Below are 16,930 nucleotides of genomic sequence, written 5' to 3'. Positions count from 1 at the left end.
ACGAGCAGCCCGTGCGGCGCGCCGCGCTCATGCGGCAAGGCCCAGGCCGTGCCGGCGCAGGGCTTCCCCCGCCGGGCCGTGGGCGGCGACGCGTACCTGGCGCAGGCCGTCGGCATCGGTCTCGATCGCGATGTCGAGATCGGCCGCGGGCAGCACGCCAGCCGCCTTCTCGGGCCATTCGGCGATCTTCAGGCCGGGGCCGGCGAACAGGTCGCGAAAGCCCGCGTCTTCCCATTCGCGCGGATCGTCGAAGCGGTAGAAATCGAAGTGGTAGACGGCCAGGCCGCCCGCCGCCTCGTGCGGCTCCACCACCGCGTAGGTCGGGCTTTTGATGCGGCCCTGCACGCCGAGGGCGCGCAGCAGATGCCGCACGAAGGTGGTTTTGCCCGCACCCAGGTCGCCGTGCAGGGCAATGAACGCATCGCGCAGCAGCGGCGACGCGGCCAGGCGGGCGGCGAAGGCGGCGGTGTCGTCCTCGCTGCGCCAGACCAGGCAGGGCGGCGGGCCGGGCGGTGCGGTTTCTACAATTCCGGGGATATGGTCGGCAGCAGTCAACAACTGGTCTCTCGGATACGGGAATGGGCGCGCGAGCTGGGATTCTCCCAAATCGGCGTGGCCGGGGTCGATCTGTCCGCGGCCGAAGCCGGGTTGGTGGCCTGGCTGGCCGAAGGGTTCCACGGCAGCATGCATTACATGGAGGCCCACGGCCTGCGCCGCGCCCGGCCGGCCGAACTCGTGCCCGGCACGGTGAGCGTCTTGACGGTGCGGATGGACTACCTGCCGCAGGGCACGCCGGCCGGCTGGCAGGCGGTGGAATTCTCGCGGCTGGAGCGGCCGGCCGAAGGCATCGTCTCGCTCTATGCGCGGGGCCGGGACTACCACAAGGTGCTGCGCGGCCGGCTGCAGAAGCTGGCCGAGCGGATCGCCGCCGAGGTGGGCCCGATCGGCCACCGCGCCTTCACCGATTCGGCCCCGGTGCTGGAGGCCGAGCTCGCCGCCCGCAGCGGCCAGGGCTGGCGCGGCAAGCACACGCTGGTGCTGCACCGCGAGGGCGGCTCGATGTTCTTCCTGGGCGAGATCTACCTCGACCTCGCACTGCCGGAGAGCACGCCGGTGAGCGGCCACTGCGGCCAGTGCCGCGCCTGCATCGACGTCTGCCCGACGCAGGCGATCGTCGCGCCGCAGCGGCTGGATGCGCGCCGCTGCATCTCCTACCTGACCATCGAGCATGCCGGGCCGATCCCGGTGGAGCTGCGCCGCGCCATCGGCAACCGGATCTACGGCTGCGACGACTGCCAGCTGGCCTGCCCGTGGAACAAGTTCGCCCAGCCCGCGACGCTGGTCGATTTCGACGCCCGGCCCGGCCTGGCCGGCCAGCCGCTGGCCGCGCTGATCGGCTGGAGCGAGGACGAGTTCCTGCGCCGTACCGAGGGCGGGCCGATCCGCCGCATCGGCCACGAGCGCTGGCTGCGCAACCTGGCAGTGGGGCTGGGCAACGCGCTGGCGTCGGGGGCCGGGGGCGCGGCGGAGCGCCGGGCGCTGGCCGGCCGGCAGGCGCACGACAGTCCGCTGGTCCGGGAGCATGTGGCGTGGGCCCTGGCGCAGGCGCCGGAGCCAGAGCCGGGCGTGCCCGCCGAGGCCGGTTGCGCGCCGCTGCAGGACGCCGGGTGACCCTCCGCGTCGTTTGCTACAAAAAACATAGCTAGTGGCCGTCGTGCTGCGCCGGCTGCGGCTACTTTTCCTCTACAACCCGACGAGCGACAGCGCAACCGGCAGGCTGACCACCCCGAGCAGCGTCGACAGCGTCACCAGCCCCGCCACGTACGGCCCGTTGTAGCCCATGCGTGCCGCCAGCACGTAGCAGGTCGAGGCGGTGGGCAGGGCCGAGAACATCATCAGCACCGTGGCCTGCAGCGGATCGAGCCGCAGCAGCCGCACCAGGCCCAGGGCCACCAGCGGCAGCACCGCGTGGCGGATCGACAGCACCGCGGCGGCCAGTTTCAGGCCGCCGTGCATCGCGGCGAACTGCATGCCGGCACCGGCCGACATCAGCCCCAGCGCCAGCGATGCGGCGCCGATGCGGCCGAAGGTGGGCGTGAGCCAGCCGGGCACCCCGCCGCCCAGCAGGTTGAGCGCCAGGCCGGCGGTGGTCGCCACGATCAGCGGATTGCGCACGATGGAGCCCAGCAGCCCCTGCCCGCCGTGCCGCGCCATCGGCCACACCGCGGCGATGTTGAACGCCGGCACGCAGATGCCGATCAACACCGCGATCATCTGCAGCCCTTCGGCCCCGCCCAGCCGCTCGGCCAGCGCCAGCGCGATGAAGGAGTTGAAGCGAAAGCCCACCTGCGCGCTGGCGGCCGCGTCGCGCCGGTCGATCCGCGGGCCCAGCAACGGCAGGTGCGGCAGCAGGTACGACAGGCCTACGCCGGCCGCGCCCAGCAGCAGACCGCCCTGGATCAGTCCCGATGCGGCACCGAGGTCGAGCGGGCTGCGCACGATCGAATGGAACAGCAGCACCGGGAACAGGAAGTAGTAGACCAGCGCCTCCACCTTGTCCCAGACGCTGCGGTTCAGGGCGGTGAAGCGGCAGAGCAGGTAGCCGCACAGGATCAGGGAGAAATCGGGAAACAGGAGGAGGGCGTAGTTCACCGCGCGCAGGATAGCGCTACCGTCCGCGCCCGACGGGCCGCGAACCGGGTTTTCCCCGAAGAATGAGCGGCGCGGGCCGCGCGGCGACCCGGGGCCAGCGTTTAGGATGCCCGCACTGTCAATTCAAGAGGAGTCACCGCATGCACCGTCGCACCTGGATCGCCGTCGCCCTGGCCGCCGCCACCGGAAGCGCCTTCGCGCAGAGCTATCCCAACAAGCCGATCCGGCTGGTCGTTCCGTTCGCCCCCGGCGGCACCACCGACATCGTCGCCCGGGTGATCGCGGACCCGCTCGGCAAGATCCTGGGCCAGCCGGTGATCGTCGAGAACAAGGCCGGTGGCGGCGGCATCGTCGGCGCCGGCGACACCGCACGCTCGGCACCCGACGGCTACTCGCTGGGCCTGGCCACCGTCTCCAGCACCGCGGCCAACCCGGCGATCAACCCCAAGGTGCCGTACAACCCGATCACCGATTTCACGCCGATCATCAACATCGCCGCGACGCCGAACATCATCGCGGTGAACCCCAAGTTCCCTGCGAAGGACTATGCGGGCTTCGCCGCCGAGCTGAAGAAGTCGCCGGGCAAGTATTCGTACTCCAGCTCCGGCACCGGCGGCATCGGCCACCTGCTGATGGAGCTCTACAAGAGCCTGACGAACACCTTCGTCACCCACATCCCGTACCGCGGCGCGGGCCCCGCGCTGAACGACACGGTGGCCGGCCAGGTGCCGATCATCTTCGACAACCTGCCGTCCGCGCTGCCCTTCATCAAGGAGAACCGGCTGGTGCCGATCGTGGTCTCGGCGCCGCAGCGCCTGGCCGCGCTGCCGAACGTGCCGACCTTCAAGGAAGTGGGCCTGGAGCCGGTCAACCGGCTGGCCTACTACGGCATCCTGGGCCCGAAGGGCATGCCCAAGGACATCGTCGACAAGCTCAACGCGGCGGTGCGCGAAGCCCTGAAGGACCCGGCGGTGCGCAAGCGCATCGAGGACACCGGCTCGCTGGTGGTCGGCAACTCGCCCGAGCAGTTCGCCGCCGAGATCAAGGCCGAGTTCGACGTCTACAAGAAGGTCGTCGCGCAGCAGAAGCTCACGCTGGAATAAGCGCCCGCCGCGCTCCCGGCCAGGCCGCCCCGGTTCGCCGCGGCGGCTTTTTCGTGGCCGGCCGGGTTTGGTAAGGTGGCGACCATGACCACCGCCCCCGGCGCGCACCGCATCGACGCCTTCACCGACGCGCTCTGGCTGGAGGACGGCCTCTCGCGCAACACCCTGGCCGCCTACCGGCGCGACCTGGCGCAGTACGCCGCCTGGCTGGCCGGGCAGGGCCTGGCGCTCGACGAGACGGCCGAGCACCACCTGCAGGCCTTCTTCGCCGCCGAGCATGCCAAGACCCGCGCCACCACCGCCAACCGGCGCCTGACCGTGCTGCGCCGCTATTTCCACTGGGCGCTGCGCGAGAACGCCATCGCCGTCGACCCGACCCTGCGGCTGCAGCCGGCCAAGACACCGATGCGCTCGCCGTCGATGCTCAGCGAAAGCCAGGTCGACGCGCTGCTGAGCGCCCCCGATGCCGCCACCCCGCTCGGCCTGCGCGACAGGGCGATGCTGGAGCTGCTGTACGCCAGCGGCCTGCGGGTGAGCGAGCTGGTGTCGCTGCTGGTCTTCGGCCTGCAGATGAACGACGGCATCGTCCGCATCACCGGCAAGGGCGCGACCGAGCGGCTGGTGCCCTTCGGCATGGTGGCGCGCGACTGGCTGCGCCGGTACCTGGACGAGGCCCGGCCCGCGCTGCTGGGCGGCCGCCAGAGCGAAGACCTGTTCGTCACCGGCCGCGACGGCGCCGCGATGACGCGGATGAACTTCTGGCTGATCGTGCGGCGGCATGCGGTGGCGGCGGGCATCCATTCGAAGCTGTCGCCGCACACCCTGCGCCATGCCTTCGCCACCCACCTGCTCAACCACGGCGCCGACCTGCGCGCGGTGCAGCTGCTGCTGGGCCACGCCGACATCTCGACCACGACCATCTACACCCACGTGGCCCGCGAGCGGCTGAAGACGCTGCATGCGGAGCACCATCCGCGGGGTTGAGGCGGTGCGGAAAAACGGCAGCGCGGTGCGTGGGGCGCCTGCGACTCCTCCCCAGTTTCCGGGCCGGGGCCCAAACGTCGCGCCCGGTGCTTTTGCGGCGCCGGTGCAGGACGCCGCATAGGCGCCGGGGCCGGCCGTTTTCATGCGGCTGCCGCACGGGCCGCGTAGAGGGGCGTCCGGCCGGAGAGAATCGACGTTTTCGCCGCGCCACCCGGCGCGCGCTTCTTTTCACCGTCTTCAGGATCGCCCCGCCCCATGGCCGTTTCTTTCTTTCGCCGCACCCTGCTGGTCGCGGCCTGCATCGCATCGCTTCCCACCGTAGCGCTCGCCCAGGCGTGGCCCGCCAAGCCGATCCGGATCGTCGTGGCCTATCCGGCGGGCGGCGTCAGCGACGTGGTCGCCCGGGCGCTGGGCGAGCGTCTGGCCGCGGGGCTGGGCACCTCGGTGGTCGTCGAGAACAAGGCCGGTGCCAGCGGCGTGATCGGCGTCGATGCGGTCGCCAAGGCCGCGCCCGACGGCTACACCTTCGGCTTCGCGGCGATCAGCCCTCTGTCGCTCGCCCCGCACCTGGGGCGCTCGCCCTTCGATCCGGTGCGCGGCGTCGTGCCGGTGGCCAGCGTCATGTATTCGCCGGTGCTGCTGCTGGCGACGCCGGCCACCAAGGCACGCGATTTCCGCACCCTGCTGGCGGCGGCGCAGGCCCAGCCGGGCGCGGTGCGCTGGGCCACCTCGGGCCAGGCCTCGCTCGGCCATGTGATGCTGGAGCAGTTGAAGGCGGTGTCGCAGGTCGACATCACCCACATTCCGTACAAGGGCGGCGGCCAGCAGATGAACGATGCGCTCGGCGGCCAGTTCGAGATCCTCTCGACCAACGCCGGCCCCACCGTCTCCCAGCACATGAAGGCCGGCCGACTGGTGCCGCTGGCCGTCGGCGCGCCGCAGCGCATGGAGGGATTGCCCGCGGTGCCGACGCTCGCCGAACTCGGCTATCCCACCGCCAACCTGTCGTCCCTCTTCGGCATCCTGGCCCCGGCCCACACCCCGGCCGCGATCGTCGAGCGCGTCAACGCCGAGGTCAACAAGGCCCTGCAACAGCCCGAGCTGCGCCAGCAGCTGCTCACCACCGGCAACGTCCCCACCGGCGGCACCGCAGCCGCCTTCGCCCAGCAGATAGCCGCCGAATCCGCCAACAACGCCCGCATCGTCCGCACCGCGCACATCCGCGCGGACTGAGGCTCAAAGAGCTCCCGCTCTCCAGCCAGGCGAATGCAGCGGGGAGGGGGGGCGCCCGCATCACGCACGACTTTGAAAGGCCGCAGCGCCCAATCCCAGGGATACCGCGGAGCCGGCTCCGCCGGGCCGCTGGTATGGCCCCGGAAGGGGGAAGGCGAAGACACGAAGTGCGTAGCCTGGGGGAGATCTCTACTCCCCGAGCGTATCCGCCCAGGTCAGCGCGTTGAGGTGGGCCCAGTTGACCTGGTGGTTCGTCAACTGCAGGACATCGGAAGCCTTGGCGAAGGCCGCTTCGTCGCCGCTCTCGCAGGCGATGGTCAGCTCCAGGAACGGCGCGAAGATGCCCTTGCGGTGCAGCAGCGCATCCAGCACCGGCTGCGGCAGGGCGACTGATTCCAGCGCCTTGTCGAGCGGCATGCCCAGCATCGCGTCCAGCAGCGAGAACACGCCCACGACGAAGGCGTTGTCGCACTCGTCCGGCGGCAGCAGCTCGGCGGCCAGCAGCTCCATCAGCCGGCCGCGCACCACCGCGGTGGTGCCGAGGGCGGGCGGCGAGCCGTCGCGCGAGGTGGTCATCAAGAGCGCCGCCCAGCGAAACAGCTTCTTCATGCCCAGGATCATCACCGCGTGGCGGAACGAGGTGATCTCGACGCTCAGGCCGAAGCCCGACGAGTTGATGAAGCGCAGCAGGTTGAAGGACAGCGTCGGGTCCTTCTTCAGCAGTTCCTCGATCTCGGCGGCGTCGGCCTGGCGGCGCACCAGGTTGATCAGCTGCAGGATGATGGCCTGCGACGGCCGGACGGTCTTGGACTGCACCAGCGTCGGCCGCGCGAACCAGTAGCCCTGGAACAGCTTCACGCCCAGGCCGGCCATGTGCTGGTGCTGCTCGCCCGTCTCGACCTTCTCCGCGATGATCTTCGCCTTGGTCTGGGTGCTGACGAAACGCACCAGCGACTCGGCCATCGCCTGCGGGAACGCGGTCATCTCCAGCTTGATGAAGGCGGCCAGGGGAATCCAGGAGGCATACGGCTTCTTCAGCACCGACTGGTTGAACGCCAGGCGGAAGCCCTTGGCGTGCAGGTCCTTCAGCACCACCGCGCGCGCCTCGATCTCCTCGGGCGGATCGTTCGGCAGCGTCGGGATCTCCAGCACGACCTTCTCCGGGTGGACCAGCTCCAGGTGGCCGCCGGACAGACTCTCGTGGGTGCAGTTGACGAACACCGTCTTCTTGCCGACCAGCACCTCGGCATCGGCGCCCGAGAGGGTGTTGAACAGCACGGCGGCATCGGTCGTCGCGGTGTGCTCGCTGGGGACGGTGGAGCGGTCGAAGAGTTCGTAGCCGAAGACTTCGCGCTTCTCGTCGACGATGGCCTGCCGGGCGATCAGGCCGGCCGCCGGCGGCGTGTTGTCCGCGAGCGGGGCTTCGGAGGCGAGGGATTCTGGCGTGCTGGACATCGGGAAACCAATAGGCAAAAGGGGACGGAAACGCACCGATACGTTTCAGTGAGCAACAATTCTAGGCAGAGCCGTGCCGCCTGATCGCATGGAAGACCCGACCCGGGCAAAAATTAAGCCGGTGTGGCTGTGGCGCACCCGGGTGTTAATCCACGCCATCGGACCAGGCCAGGGCCTGCAGGTGGGCCCAGTTGACCTCCTGGCTGGTCAGCCCCAGCGTATCGGCTGCGAGCGTGAAGGTGCGGTCGTCGCCGGTTTCGCAGGCTTCCGTCAGTTGCAGGAAGTGGCCGAGCGGGCCGGTGCGGTGCAGCAGGGCGTCGATCACGTCGTCGGGCAGGGTCAGCAGCTTGACCGCCTGGTCCATCGGCATGCCCAGCATCACGTCGAGCAGCGAGAAGATGCCGGCGACGAAGGCATGGTCGCGCTGCTCGGGCGTCAGGCGGTCGGCCACCAGCAGTTCCATCAGCCGGCCGCGCACCACCGCCAGGCTGCTCACCGCCGGCGGCGTGCCGTTCTTCGAGGCGAGCAACAGCAGCGCGGCCCAGCGGAAGAGCTTCTTCAGACCCAGGATCATCACCGCATGGCGGAACGACGTCACCTCGCGCTGCAGGCCGAAGCCCGACGAGTTGATCAAGCGCATAAGGTTGAAGGCGAGGCCCGCGTCGCGCTTCAAGACTTCCTCGATCTCGATCGTGCTGGCCTGGCGACGGATCAGGTTCACCAGCTCGATGGTCGCGACCTGCGAGGGCGACACCAGCCGCGTCTCGACCTCGGCCGGCCGGGCGAACCAGTAGCCCTGGAACAGCGCGAAGCCGATGGCCTGCGCGGCCTCGAACTGCTGCTGCGTCTCGACCTTCTCGGCCACCAGTTCGGCATCGCAGTGCTGCTGGGCGTAGCGCGCCAGCGACGCCAGCTCGGTGTGCGAGAGCGCTGCCAGGTCGAATTTCACATAGTCGGCCATGGCCAGCCACGGCGCGTAGACCGGGTCGAGCACGGTGGAGGAGAACGCCAGCTGGAAGCCGCGCTCCCGCAGGCTGGAGAGCACCGGGGTGCGGTCTTCGATGCTCTCGGCCTCGGGCAGGTCCAGGGGCGGAATCTCCAGCACCACCTTGTCGGGCTGGATCAGGTCGAGATGGCCGCCGGCGAGGCTGTTGTGGGTGCAGTTGATGAAGAGCTGCAGCCGGCCGATCAGGTCTTCGGTGCCGGCATGCGAGAGCGCGTGGAATATGAGGGTGACGTCGGTCGCGGCGGTGTGGGTGCCCGCACCCTGGGAACGGTCGAAGAGTTCGTAGCCCACCACCGCGCGGTCGGCGTTCACGATCGCCTGCCGGGCGATGATGGCGGAATTTTCGCGCGGGGCCGCTGGGGCTGTGGCGGGGGGATTCGGCATGGAGCTCCCGGTGGAATCTGGGTGTACGGAAAGGTGGGGCATCGCCCTGTATCCGTCCATTCTAAGAATGTCCGTTCGGCAGGCCTGTATCCGGGGAGAACGAGGAACTCATTCGCCCAGCGCCTGCAGTTCCTCGGGACTGAACCCTGCGGCCGCGCGCGCAGCCAGGTTGAACGGGCCGCGCAGCCGCGGGGCGCGGTGGCTGCGGGTCAGCTCGCGGTAGGTGGCGATCGGCTCCAGCCCGCGCAAGGCGCACAGCCAGGCGTACCACCGGTTGCCCACCGCGACGTGCCCGATCTCGTCGCGCAGGATGATGTCGACGATCGCTGCGCCCGCCTTGTCGCCCACCGAGACCAGCTTGTCGCGCACCGCGGGCGAGGCGTCGAGGCCGCGGGCCTCCATCGTCCGCGGTACCAGGGCCACCCGGGCCAGCACGTCGTGCCGGGTGCGTTCTGCCATCTCCCACAGGGCGTTGTGGGCGGGAAAGTCGCCGTAGGCGAAGCCCATGCCCAGCAGGTGGTCGCGCAGCAGCGAGAAGTGCAGGGCCTCTTCCTGTGCCACGCGGATCCAGTCGCGGTAGTAGTCGTCGGGCATGCCGGGAAAGCGCCAGGCCGCGTCCACCGCCAGGTCGATCGCGTTGAGCTCGATGTGTGCCAGTGCGTGGATCAGCGCGGCGCGGCCTTCGGCGGTGGCGAGCGAGCGCTGCCGGATCTCGGTGGGTGCCACCAGGGCGGGCAGGGCGGGCCGGCCGGGGATGCCGGGCGGCGCGTCGATCGTCTCCGCGGCGCCGGTCGGGCCGGCAGGGTGCAGCGCACGGCCCTGCAGGCACTTGCGGTCGGCATCCGGCTCCAGCAGGACGGCGAGGGCTTGGTGGCGAAGGGTCGGCATGGTGGGCGGGCGAAAGAAGCTGGGGCGGCGGCCCGCGGCTCCGCACTGTAAGGCCTGCGCCGCGCCGTTCCTACAATGTCCGGGCGCCCGCAACCCCACAACAAGGAGACACACGACATGGCCCTTTACGAACTCGATGGAACCGCACCGCGCCTGCCCGCCTCGGCCTGGGTGGCCGACAGCGCCCGGGTGATCGGCGACGTGCAGCTGGGGGAGGACGCCAGCGTCTGGTTCGGCGCGGTGCTGCGCGGCGACACCGCCACCCTCCGCATCGGCCGCGGTACCAACGTGCAGGACCTGAGCGTGCTGCATGCCGACCATGGCGTGCCGCTCACCATCGGCGAGAACGTGACCATCGGCCACCAGGTGATGCTGCACGGCTGCACCATCGGCGACGAGACCCTGATCGGCATCGGCGCGGTGGTGCTCAACAACGCCCGCATCGGCAAGAACTGCCTGGTCGGTGCCGGCGCGCTGGTCACCGAGGGCAAGGAGTTCCCCGACGGCTCGATGATCATCGGCAGCCCCGCGCGGGCGATCAAGCAGCTGAGCCCGGAACAGATCGAGGGCCTGCGGCAGAGCGCGCGGCATTACGTCGAGAACGCCCGCCGCTTCAAGGCCGGACTCAGGAAGATCGGCTGACGCGCCGCGCGGCACGCACCTGCCGCGGCGTGTTTCTTGCGAGCTTCCTTCGCCATGCGCTACCGCACCACGCTCGACGCCCGGGTCTTCGCCTTCGACGACCTGCGCCAGGTCATGGCCTGCGCCAGCCCGGCCCGTTCGGGCGACACCCTGGCCGGCATCGCGGCTGAGAGTGCGCAGCAGCGGATGGCCGCGCGCTATGTGCTGGCCGACCTGCCGCTGAAGGTGTTCCTTCAGGACGCCCTGGTGCCGTACGAAGACGACGACATCACCCGGCTGATCCTGGACACGCACGACACGGCCGCGTTCGCCGCCGTGTCGCACCTGACCGTCGGCGGTTTTCGCGACTGGCTGCTGGGCCCTGCGGCCACGCCGGCAGCCCTGGCGGCGCTGGCGCCCGGCGTCACGCCCGAGATGGCGGCCGGCGTATCGAAGCTGATGCGCAACCAGGACCTGGTCGCGGTCGCGCGCAAGTGCCATGTCACTACCCGGTTCCGCAACACGCTGGGGCTGCCGGGCCGGCTGGCGGTGCGGCTGCAGCCCAACCACCCGACCGACGACCTGCGCGGCATCGCCGCCTCGGTGCTCGACGGGCTGATGTACGGCGCGGGCGATGCGGTGATCGGCGTCAACCCGGCCTCCGACAGCCTGCAGGCGCTGGGCGCACTGACGCGCCTGCTCGACGAGGTGGTCCGGCGCTTCGGGATTCCCACCCAGACCTGCGTGCTGACCCATGTCACCAACACCCTGCGGATGGTGGAGGCGGGCGCGCCGGTCGACCTGGTGTTCCAGTCGATCGGCGGTACCGAGCAGACCAACACCTCCTTCGGCGTGACGCCGGCGCTGCTCGACGAGGCGCACGACGCGGCCCGCGCGCTGCAGCGGGGCACCGTCGGCGACAACCTCATGTACTTCGAGACCGGCCAGGGCAGCGCGCTCTCGGCCGGCGCGCACCACGGGGTGGACCAGCAGACCTGCGAGGCCCGCGCCTACGGCCTGGCGCGGCGCTACCGGCCGCTGCTGGTCAACACGGTGGTCGGCTTCATCGGGCCCGAGTACCTCTACGACGGCAAGCAGATCGTGCGCGCCGGGTTGGAGGACCATTTCTGCGGCAAGCTGCTGGGCCTGCCGATGGGCTGCGACGTCTGCTACACCAACCATGCCGAGGCCGACCAGGACGACATGGACACGCTGATGGTGTTGCTGGCGGCCGCGGGTCTCACCTTCCTGATCGGGGTGCCGGGCGCCGACGACGTCATGCTGAACTACCAGAGCACCTCGTTCCACGACGCGCTGTTCCTGCGCGACACCCTGGGCTGCCGCCGCGCGCCGGAGTTCGAGGCCTGGCTGCAGCGGATGCAGCTGGCCGACGGCCACGGCCGCCTGCTGCCGTCCGGCGCCACCCACCGGCTGCTGCAGGGCATGGATGGCCTGGGTGCCGGTTCCGCCTGAGGCCACGGCATGGACGACGCACCCACTCCCGCGAAGCCGACCGATGCGGCACCCGACGTGCAGCCCGACGCCTGGGCCGACTGGCGCGCCGCCACCCCGGCCCGCATCGCCCTGGGCCGGGCCGGCGTGGCGACGCCTACCGCCGAGACCTTGCGCTTCGGCTGGGCCCATGCCCTGGCCCGCGATGCGATCCACACCCCGCTCGACGCCGACGCGCTGGCGGCCGGCCTTCAGGCCGACGGCTGGCAGGTGCTGCAGGCCCGCAGCCGGGCGCCCGACCGGACCACCTACCTGCGGCGGCCCGACCTGGGCCGCCAGCTCGACGACGCCGCGGCCGCCGCCTTGCGCGCGGCAGCGCCGCCGGAGGCGCCCGCGCTCTGCATCGTGGTCGGCGACGGCCTGTCGTCGCTGGCCGTGCAGCGGCATGCGCAGCCGCTGCTGCAGGCCCTGCGGGCGGCGCTGCCGGCCGACGTGACCCTGGGCCCGGTGGTGGTCGCCACCCAGGCCCGGGTGGCGCTGGCCGACCCGGTCGGCGAATGCCTGCGCGCGGCGATGACGGCGATGCTGATCGGCGAGCGGCCCGGGCTCAGCTCGCCCGACAGCCTGGGCATCTACCTGACCTACGGCCCCCGCACCGGCCGGCGCGACGCCGAGCGCAACTGCATCTCCAACGTCCGGCCGCAGGGCCTGGGCTATGCCGAGGCGGCCCGCAAACTGGCCTGGCTGGTGGGCCAGGCGCTGCACCGGCGGCTGACCGGCGTGGCGCTGAAGGACGAGAGCGACCGGCCGGTACTCCCGCCCGGCGGCGCGCCGCCCCGCGTGGCGCCCTGAGGCTGCACACCGCCGGCCCGCCGCCGAATTCCGCAGGTGTGGCAATGGCTTGGCGCTGCCGCCGGCGCCCGTCCGCCGGGCTCCCTACAATGGCCGCATCCCCTTTTTCGAAGCGCCGGCGAATCCGAAACGTTCGCCGGCGCGCAGCATTTGCAGGAACAAAAGCGTGTCCGAAATCCACAAGTTCATCTTCGACGGCATGCCGGTGCGCGGCTCGCTGGTCAAGCTCACCGACGCCTGGCAGGAAATCCTGCGGCGCCGGGCCTCCAACAGCCACGGCGGCGCGTTTCCGCAGCCGGTGCGGCAACTGCTCGGCGAGATGGCGGCGGCCGGCGTGCTGATGCAGTCGGGCATCAAGTTCAACGGCGCGCTGGTGCTGCAGATCTTCGGCGACGGCCCGGTCAAGGTGGCGGTGGCCGAGGTGAAGTCCGACCTGCGGGTGCGGGCCACCGCCACCATCGTGGGCGAGGTGCCGGCCGACGCCCGGCTGAGCGCGATGGTCAACCTGCACAACCAGGGCCGCTGCGCGATCACCCTCGATCCGCAGGACAAGTTCCCCGGCCAGCAGCCCTACCAGAGCATGGTGCCGCTTTTCGGCGACCGGGGCGAGAAGCTGGAGAAGCTCAGCGACGCGCTCGAGCATTACATGCTGCAGAGCGAGCAGCTCGACACCACCCTGGTCCTGGCTGCCGACGACAAGGTCGCCGCCGGGCTGCTGCTGCAGCGGATGCCGGTAGAGGGCACCCGCAACCTGGCCGGCAGCCTCGTCAGCCAGGAGAACGAGGCGCAGATCGGCGCCGACGAGGATTTCAACCGGCTGTCGCACCTGGCGGCCAGCCTGCAGCGCGACGAGCTGCTGACGCTGGACGTCGACACCATCCTGCGCCGCCTCTTCTGGGAGGAGCCGCTGGCCCGCTTCGTGCCGCAGGACGACGATCCGGTGCCGCGCTTCGAATGCAGCTGCAGCGAAGAGCGGGTGCGCGGCATGATCCGCGGCCTGGGCCGGGAAGAGGCCGAGTCGATCGTCGCCGAGCGCGGCGATATCGAGGTGGGCTGCGAGTTCTGCGGCCGCCAGTACCGGTTCGACGCGGTCGATGCCGAGCAGATCTTCGCCGCCGGGGAGCATCCGCTGCCGGGTACCTCGGCGGTGCAGTAGTCGGATCGGCCGGCGGGCTCGCCGTCAGCCGGAGGCGCCGCGGTCGCGCAGCGCGGTGAACAGGCGGCGCTCGCACGCCGGGTCGCCGCAGCCCTCGCAGCGCCAGTGGGCCGCAGGCTCCGTTTTCGAAGGAAAAGTGGCTGCAGCCGGTGTGTGGCGCCGACCACCAGCTATGGAATCGATAGCATAGAGCGCGTTGAGGACCCGCGCATCGCCCTGGCCGTACACCATCTGGTAGGGCAGCCGGGCGCCTTGCAGGGCGGCACGCACGCGCCCATCGACCGGCTCCCGGACCTGCGGCCCGTCGCGCTGCAGTCCGTCTGCGACCCAGGGCAGGTCGAGCCCGGTCAGCAGGGTGGCGGCGTAGCCGCGCTGGTGCGCCAGCGCGAAGGGGTAGAGCGACGGGTCGTCGAAGAGCAGGTCGCTGTAGACCGCGGTCATCAGCGGCGTGGTGTCGGTCACCACCAGGTCGGTGCCGGGCCGGGCGCGGGCCGCGTCGGTGCGGTGGGCCTGCTCGGCGGCGATCGCCATCTGCTCGTCGGGGCGCGGCGTGCGGCCCGCGCGCTCGCACCAGCCGCGCAGCACCTCGTCGACCACCGCCACCTGCAGGCCGCGTGCCTGCAGCCGGGCGGCGAGGGCGGCTGCCAGGTCGGTCTTGCCGGTGCTCTCGGCACCGACGATGGCGACGGCCGGCGCCCGTGGGGAAGTCGCCGTCATGCCGCTGCGGCGCCTGTCGCCATCCGTCGCTGCCACGCCCGCCAGCCGACGATGCTGAGTGCTGCGAAGAGCGCGTACAGCACCACGGTCAGCCACAGCCCCTTGTAGGCGAACAGACCGACGCACACGCAGTTCACCACCAGCCACAAGGCCCAGTTGTCGATGTACTTGCGGCCGAGCAGGAACTGCGCGACCAGGCTGGTCGCGGTGGGAAACGCATCCCACCAGGGCACGTCGCTGTCGGTGTAGCGCGCCAGCACCAGGCCGATGACCGGCCAGAGCAGCAGGCAGGCGAGCAGGGTGGCCCAGCGGCCGCGGACGCCGAGACGGCTCACGGTCAAGGGCTTGCCGTCGGCGCGCCGGCCGGCCAGCCACTGGGTCCAGCCCCACAGGGCCACCAGCGCGAAGAACACCTGCAGCGATGCGTCGGCGTACAGCCGGCTGCGCCAGAAGACGAAGAAGTAGAGGACCGAACTGAGGATCGCCAGCGGCCAGCCCCAGTGCCGCTCGCGGATGTTCATCCGTACCATCCACAATCCCAGGGCGAAGCCCAGCACCTCGGCCCAGGACGCCGGAGCGCCCCAGAGCACGAAGGCGGGTGCGAACAGCAGGGCGGACAGGGTATCGGTCATGGGCAGCGGATGCGCCGGAGGCGATGGCGGGCCGGCAGCACCGTGCCTGCCGCGGTCACTTGGCCAACTGGACCAGGATCTCGTTGGGCTTGACCATGCCCAGTTCGCTGCGGGCCTTTTCCTCGACCATGTCGAGGCCTTCGCGCAGGTCGCTCACCTCCGACGTCAGCCGCTCGTTGACCCGCAGCGACTCGGCATTGGCCACCTTCTGGGTCTCGATCTGTTGGCGCATCAGCTTGACGGCCGGCACGCTGCCCCGGCCCAGCCAGAGCTGCGCATGCAGGCCCGCCAGCACGACGAGCAGCACCAGGGGCACGATTCGGTTGACCATCTCAGCCTTCGGTCACGTGGGTGAGCACCGGACACGCACCGCCACTGCAGCGCGCATTTCTCGGGGAACCCGTGGATCCGGCTTCGCCGGGCCGCCGGACTCGCCCGCTGGAGGGGGAGGCGCCACCGGCGCCTCGGGGGTGGCTCATCGGAGGTTGTAGAAGGCCGCGCGGCCGGGGTACACCGCGATCTCGCCCAGGTCTTCCTCGATGCGCAGCAGCTGGTTGTACTTGGCGGTACGGTCCGAGCGCGACAGCGAGCCGGTCTTGATCTGGCCGGCGTTGGTGCCGACGGCGATGTCGGCGATCGTGCTGTCCTCGGTCTCGCCCGAGCGGTGCGAGATGACGGCGGTGTAGCCGGCGCGCTTGGCCATCTCGATCGCGGCGAAGGTCTCGGTCAGGGTGCCGATCTGGTTGATCTTGATCAGGATCGAGTTGCCGATGCGCTTCTCGATGCCTTCGGCCAGGATCTTGGTGTTGGTGACGAACAGGTCGTCGCCCACCAGCTGGACCTTCTCGCCCAGGCGCTCGGTCAGGTGCTTCCAGCCGTCCCAGTCGCCTTCGGCCATGCCGTCCTCGATGCTGATGATCGGGTACTTGTCGACCCAGGTGGCCAGCATGTCGGTCCACTGCGCGGCGCTCAGCGTCAGGTTCTCGCCGGCGATCACGTACTGGCCGTCCTTGTAGAACTCGCTCGCGGCGCAGTCCAGGCCGAGTGCGATCTGCTCGCCGGCGGTGTAGCCGGCGGCGGAGATGGCCTCCAGGATCAGCTGGATCGCGGCCTCGTGGCTGTCGACGTTGGGGGCGAAGCCGCCTTCGTCGCCGACCGCCGTGCTCATGCCGCGGTCGTTGATGATCTTCTTGAGCGCGTGGAAGATCTCGGCGCCGTAGCGCACCGCTTCGCGGAAGCTGGGGGCGCCTACCGGGATGATCATGAACTCCTGGATGTCCAGCGAGTTGTTGGCGTGCGCGCCGCCGTTGATCACGTTCATCATCGGCACCGGCAGCTGCACCGCTGCCATTCCGCCGAAATAGCGGTAGAGCGGCAGGCCCGATTCCTCGGCCGCGGCACGCGCCACCGCCATCGAGACGGCCAGCATCGCGTTGGCGCCCAGGCGGCTCTTGTTGTCGGTGCCGTCCAGGTCGATCAGCGTCTTGTCGAGGAAGCCCTGCTCGGAGGCGTCGAGGCCCAGCACCGCTTCGGAGATCTCGGTGTTGATGTGCTCGATCGCCTTCAGCACGCCCTTGCCGGCGTAGCGGCTCTTGTCGCCGTCGCGCAGCTCGATCGCCTCGCGGCTGCCGGTGGAGGCGCCCGAGGGCACGGCCGCACGGCCCATCACGCCGGATTCCAGCAGCACGTCGCATTCGACGGTGGGGTTGCCGCGGCTGTCGAGCACTTCGCGGCCGACGATATCAACGATTGCACTCATGCGTTCTTCTCTTTCCTTGGGATGCTGAATCGGGGG

17 protein-coding genes are annotated in these 16,930 nt (G+C 70.5%); 8 read left to right on the top strand and 9 right to left on the bottom strand.

What is annotated here, in order from left to right; all coding sequences use genetic code 11:
- Nucleotides 1-27: 27 nt before the first annotated feature.
- On the bottom strand, nt 28-555 hold the full coding sequence (tsaE, locus tag ASE76_RS01540) for a tRNA (adenosine(37)-N6)-threonylcarbamoyltransferase complex ATPase subunit type 1 TsaE (protein ID WP_055833686.1): 528 nt from the start codon (nt 553-555) through the stop codon (nt 28-30).
- Here tsaE and queG point away from each other — a divergent pair.
- Complete coding sequence (queG, locus tag ASE76_RS01535) at nt 538-1,671, top strand: tRNA epoxyqueuosine(34) reductase QueG (protein WP_055833683.1); 1,134 nt, start codon at nt 538-540, stop codon at nt 1,669-1,671. The genes tsaE and queG overlap by 18 nt on opposite strands.
- A gap of 72 nt (nt 1,672-1,743) precedes the next feature.
- On the opposite strand, the gene ASE76_RS01530 is transcribed toward queG, so the two are convergent.
- The gene (locus ASE76_RS01530; RefSeq protein WP_082447834.1) at nt 1,744-2,664 is read right to left on the bottom strand and encodes an AEC family transporter; all 921 of its coding nucleotides are present in this window, start codon (nt 2,662-2,664) and stop codon (nt 1,744-1,746) included.
- A 128-nt stretch (nt 2,665-2,792) separates the two neighbouring features.
- Here ASE76_RS01530 and ASE76_RS01525 point away from each other — a divergent pair, with 128 nt between their 5' ends.
- The 3 genes from ASE76_RS01525 to ASE76_RS01515 all read left to right on the top strand — a co-directional run bounded on the left by ASE76_RS01525 (nt 2,793) and on the right by ASE76_RS01515 (nt 5,972).
- Entirely contained in the window at nt 2,793-3,755 is a 963-nt protein-coding gene (locus ASE76_RS01525; protein WP_055833678.1) for a tripartite tricarboxylate transporter substrate binding protein BugE, read from the top strand.
- A gap of 84 nt (nt 3,756-3,839) precedes the next feature.
- Nucleotides 3,840-4,739 (top strand): site-specific tyrosine recombinase XerD, encoded by a 900-nt coding sequence (gene xerD, locus ASE76_RS01520; protein WP_055833675.1) that lies wholly within the window; start codon nt 3,840-3,842, stop codon nt 4,737-4,739.
- 255 nt (nt 4,740-4,994) lie between these two features.
- Nucleotides 4,995-5,972, top strand: a complete 978-nt coding sequence (locus ASE76_RS01515; protein ID WP_055833672.1) for a tripartite tricarboxylate transporter substrate binding protein — start codon at nt 4,995-4,997, stop codon at nt 5,970-5,972.
- A gap of 189 nt (nt 5,973-6,161) precedes the next feature.
- On the opposite strand, the gene ASE76_RS01510 is transcribed toward ASE76_RS01515, so the two are convergent.
- The 3 genes from ASE76_RS01510 to ASE76_RS01500 all read right to left on the bottom strand — a co-directional run bounded on the left by ASE76_RS01510 (nt 6,162) and on the right by ASE76_RS01500 (nt 9,705).
- Nucleotides 6,162-7,427 carry an EAL and HDOD domain-containing protein gene (locus ASE76_RS01510; RefSeq protein WP_055833669.1) on the bottom strand — a complete coding sequence of 422 codons (1,266 nt, stop codon included), beginning with the start codon at nt 7,425-7,427 and terminating at the stop codon, nt 6,162-6,164.
- Nucleotides 7,428-7,572: 145 nt separating this feature from the next.
- On the bottom strand, nt 7,573-8,817 hold the full coding sequence (locus ASE76_RS01505) for an EAL and HDOD domain-containing protein (protein WP_055833666.1): 1,245 nt from the start codon (nt 8,815-8,817) through the stop codon (nt 7,573-7,575).
- 108 nt (nt 8,818-8,925) lie between these two features.
- Nucleotides 8,926-9,705 (bottom strand): ferritin-like domain-containing protein, encoded by a 780-nt coding sequence (locus tag ASE76_RS01500; RefSeq protein WP_055833663.1) that lies wholly within the window; start codon nt 9,703-9,705, stop codon nt 8,926-8,928.
- A gap of 117 nt (nt 9,706-9,822) precedes the next feature.
- Between ASE76_RS01500 and ASE76_RS01495 the strand changes: the two genes are divergently transcribed.
- The 4 genes from ASE76_RS01495 to ASE76_RS01480 all read left to right on the top strand — a co-directional run bounded on the left by ASE76_RS01495 (nt 9,823) and on the right by ASE76_RS01480 (nt 13,786).
- The gene (locus ASE76_RS01495; RefSeq protein ID WP_055835440.1) at nt 9,823-10,347 is read left to right on the top strand and encodes a gamma carbonic anhydrase family protein; all 525 of its coding nucleotides are present in this window, start codon (nt 9,823-9,825) and stop codon (nt 10,345-10,347) included.
- 54 nt (nt 10,348-10,401) lie between these two features.
- Nucleotides 10,402-11,799, top strand: a complete 1,398-nt coding sequence (locus tag ASE76_RS01490) for an ethanolamine ammonia-lyase subunit EutB (RefSeq protein ID WP_055833659.1) — start codon at nt 10,402-10,404, stop codon at nt 11,797-11,799.
- Between the two features lie 9 nt (nt 11,800-11,808).
- Nucleotides 11,809-12,630 (top strand): ethanolamine ammonia-lyase subunit EutC, encoded by an 822-nt coding sequence (eutC, locus tag ASE76_RS01485; protein ID WP_055833655.1) that lies wholly within the window; start codon nt 11,809-11,811, stop codon nt 12,628-12,630.
- A 166-nt stretch (nt 12,631-12,796) separates the two neighbouring features.
- Nucleotides 12,797-13,786: an Hsp33 family molecular chaperone HslO gene (locus tag ASE76_RS01480; RefSeq protein ID WP_055833651.1), complete on the top strand. Its 990-nt coding sequence runs from the start codon at nt 12,797-12,799 to the stop codon at nt 13,784-13,786.
- 24 nt (nt 13,787-13,810) lie between these two features.
- Here the strand turns inward: ASE76_RS01480 and ASE76_RS01475 are convergent, their stop codons facing one another.
- The 4 genes from ASE76_RS01475 to eno all read right to left on the bottom strand — a co-directional run bounded on the left by ASE76_RS01475 (nt 13,811) and on the right by eno (nt 16,894).
- Nucleotides 13,811-14,503 (bottom strand): AAA family ATPase, encoded by a 693-nt coding sequence (locus tag ASE76_RS01475; protein ID WP_055833648.1) that lies wholly within the window; start codon nt 14,501-14,503, stop codon nt 13,811-13,813.
- Nucleotides 14,500-15,135 (bottom strand): nicotinamide riboside transporter PnuC, encoded by a 636-nt coding sequence (pnuC, locus tag ASE76_RS01470; RefSeq protein ID WP_055833644.1) that lies wholly within the window; start codon nt 15,133-15,135, stop codon nt 14,500-14,502. The genes ASE76_RS01475 and pnuC overlap by 4 nt, the downstream gene beginning before the upstream one ends.
- A 55-nt stretch (nt 15,136-15,190) precedes the next feature.
- Entirely contained in the window at nt 15,191-15,466 is a 276-nt protein-coding gene (locus ASE76_RS01465) for a septum formation initiator family protein (RefSeq protein ID WP_055833641.1), read from the bottom strand.
- Nucleotides 15,467-15,610: 144 nt separating this feature from the next.
- On the bottom strand, nt 15,611-16,894 hold the full coding sequence (gene eno / locus ASE76_RS01460; RefSeq protein WP_055833637.1) for a phosphopyruvate hydratase: 1,284 nt from the start codon (nt 16,892-16,894) through the stop codon (nt 15,611-15,613).
- Nucleotides 16,895-16,930: the final 36 nt, after the last annotated feature.

The sequence above is a fragment of the Xylophilus sp. Leaf220 genome (genome assembly GCF_001421705.1).
Lineage (GTDB): Bacteria > Pseudomonadota > Gammaproteobacteria > Burkholderiales > Burkholderiaceae_C > Xylophilus.
The sequence above is the reverse complement of the archived record's forward strand: the minus strand, read 5'-3'. Positions and strand labels throughout refer to the sequence as shown.

Bases quoted from the DNA above. Each gene is read 5' to 3' on its own strand.
- eno (WP_055833637.1), bottom strand. From the start codon at position 16,894: ATGAGTGCAATCGTTGATATCGTCGGCCGCGAAGTGCTCGACAGCCGC.
- ASE76_RS01475 (WP_055833648.1), bottom strand. From the start codon at position 14,503: ATGACGGCGACTTCCCCACGGGCGCCGGCCGTCGCCATCGTCGGTGCC.
- ASE76_RS01495 (WP_055835440.1), top strand. From the start codon at position 9,823: ATGGCCCTTTACGAACTCGATGGAACCGCACCGCGCCTGCCCGCCTCG.
- ASE76_RS01510 (WP_055833669.1), bottom strand. From the start codon at position 7,427: ATGTCCAGCACGCCAGAATCCCTCGCCTCCGAAGCCCCGCTCGCGGAC.
- eutC (WP_055833655.1), top strand. From the start codon at position 11,809: ATGGACGACGCACCCACTCCCGCGAAGCCGACCGATGCGGCACCCGAC.
- ASE76_RS01505 (WP_055833666.1), bottom strand. From the start codon at position 8,817: ATGCCGAATCCCCCCGCCACAGCCCCAGCGGCCCCGCGCGAAAATTCC.
- ASE76_RS01500 (WP_055833663.1), bottom strand. From the start codon at position 9,705: ATGCCGACCCTTCGCCACCAAGCCCTCGCCGTCCTGCTGGAGCCGGAT.
- ASE76_RS01515 (WP_055833672.1), top strand. From the start codon at position 4,995: ATGGCCGTTTCTTTCTTTCGCCGCACCCTGCTGGTCGCGGCCTGCATC.
- xerD (WP_055833675.1), top strand. From the start codon at position 3,840: ATGACCACCGCCCCCGGCGCGCACCGCATCGACGCCTTCACCGACGCG.
- pnuC (WP_055833644.1), bottom strand. From the start codon at position 15,135: ATGACCGATACCCTGTCCGCCCTGCTGTTCGCACCCGCCTTCGTGCTC.
- queG (WP_055833683.1), top strand. From the start codon at position 538: ATGGTCGGCAGCAGTCAACAACTGGTCTCTCGGATACGGGAATGGGCG.
- ASE76_RS01525 (WP_055833678.1), top strand. From the start codon at position 2,793: ATGCACCGTCGCACCTGGATCGCCGTCGCCCTGGCCGCCGCCACCGGA.
- ASE76_RS01465 (WP_055833641.1), bottom strand. From the start codon at position 15,466: ATGGTCAACCGAATCGTGCCCCTGGTGCTGCTCGTCGTGCTGGCGGGC.
- ASE76_RS01490 (WP_055833659.1), top strand. From the start codon at position 10,402: ATGCGCTACCGCACCACGCTCGACGCCCGGGTCTTCGCCTTCGACGAC.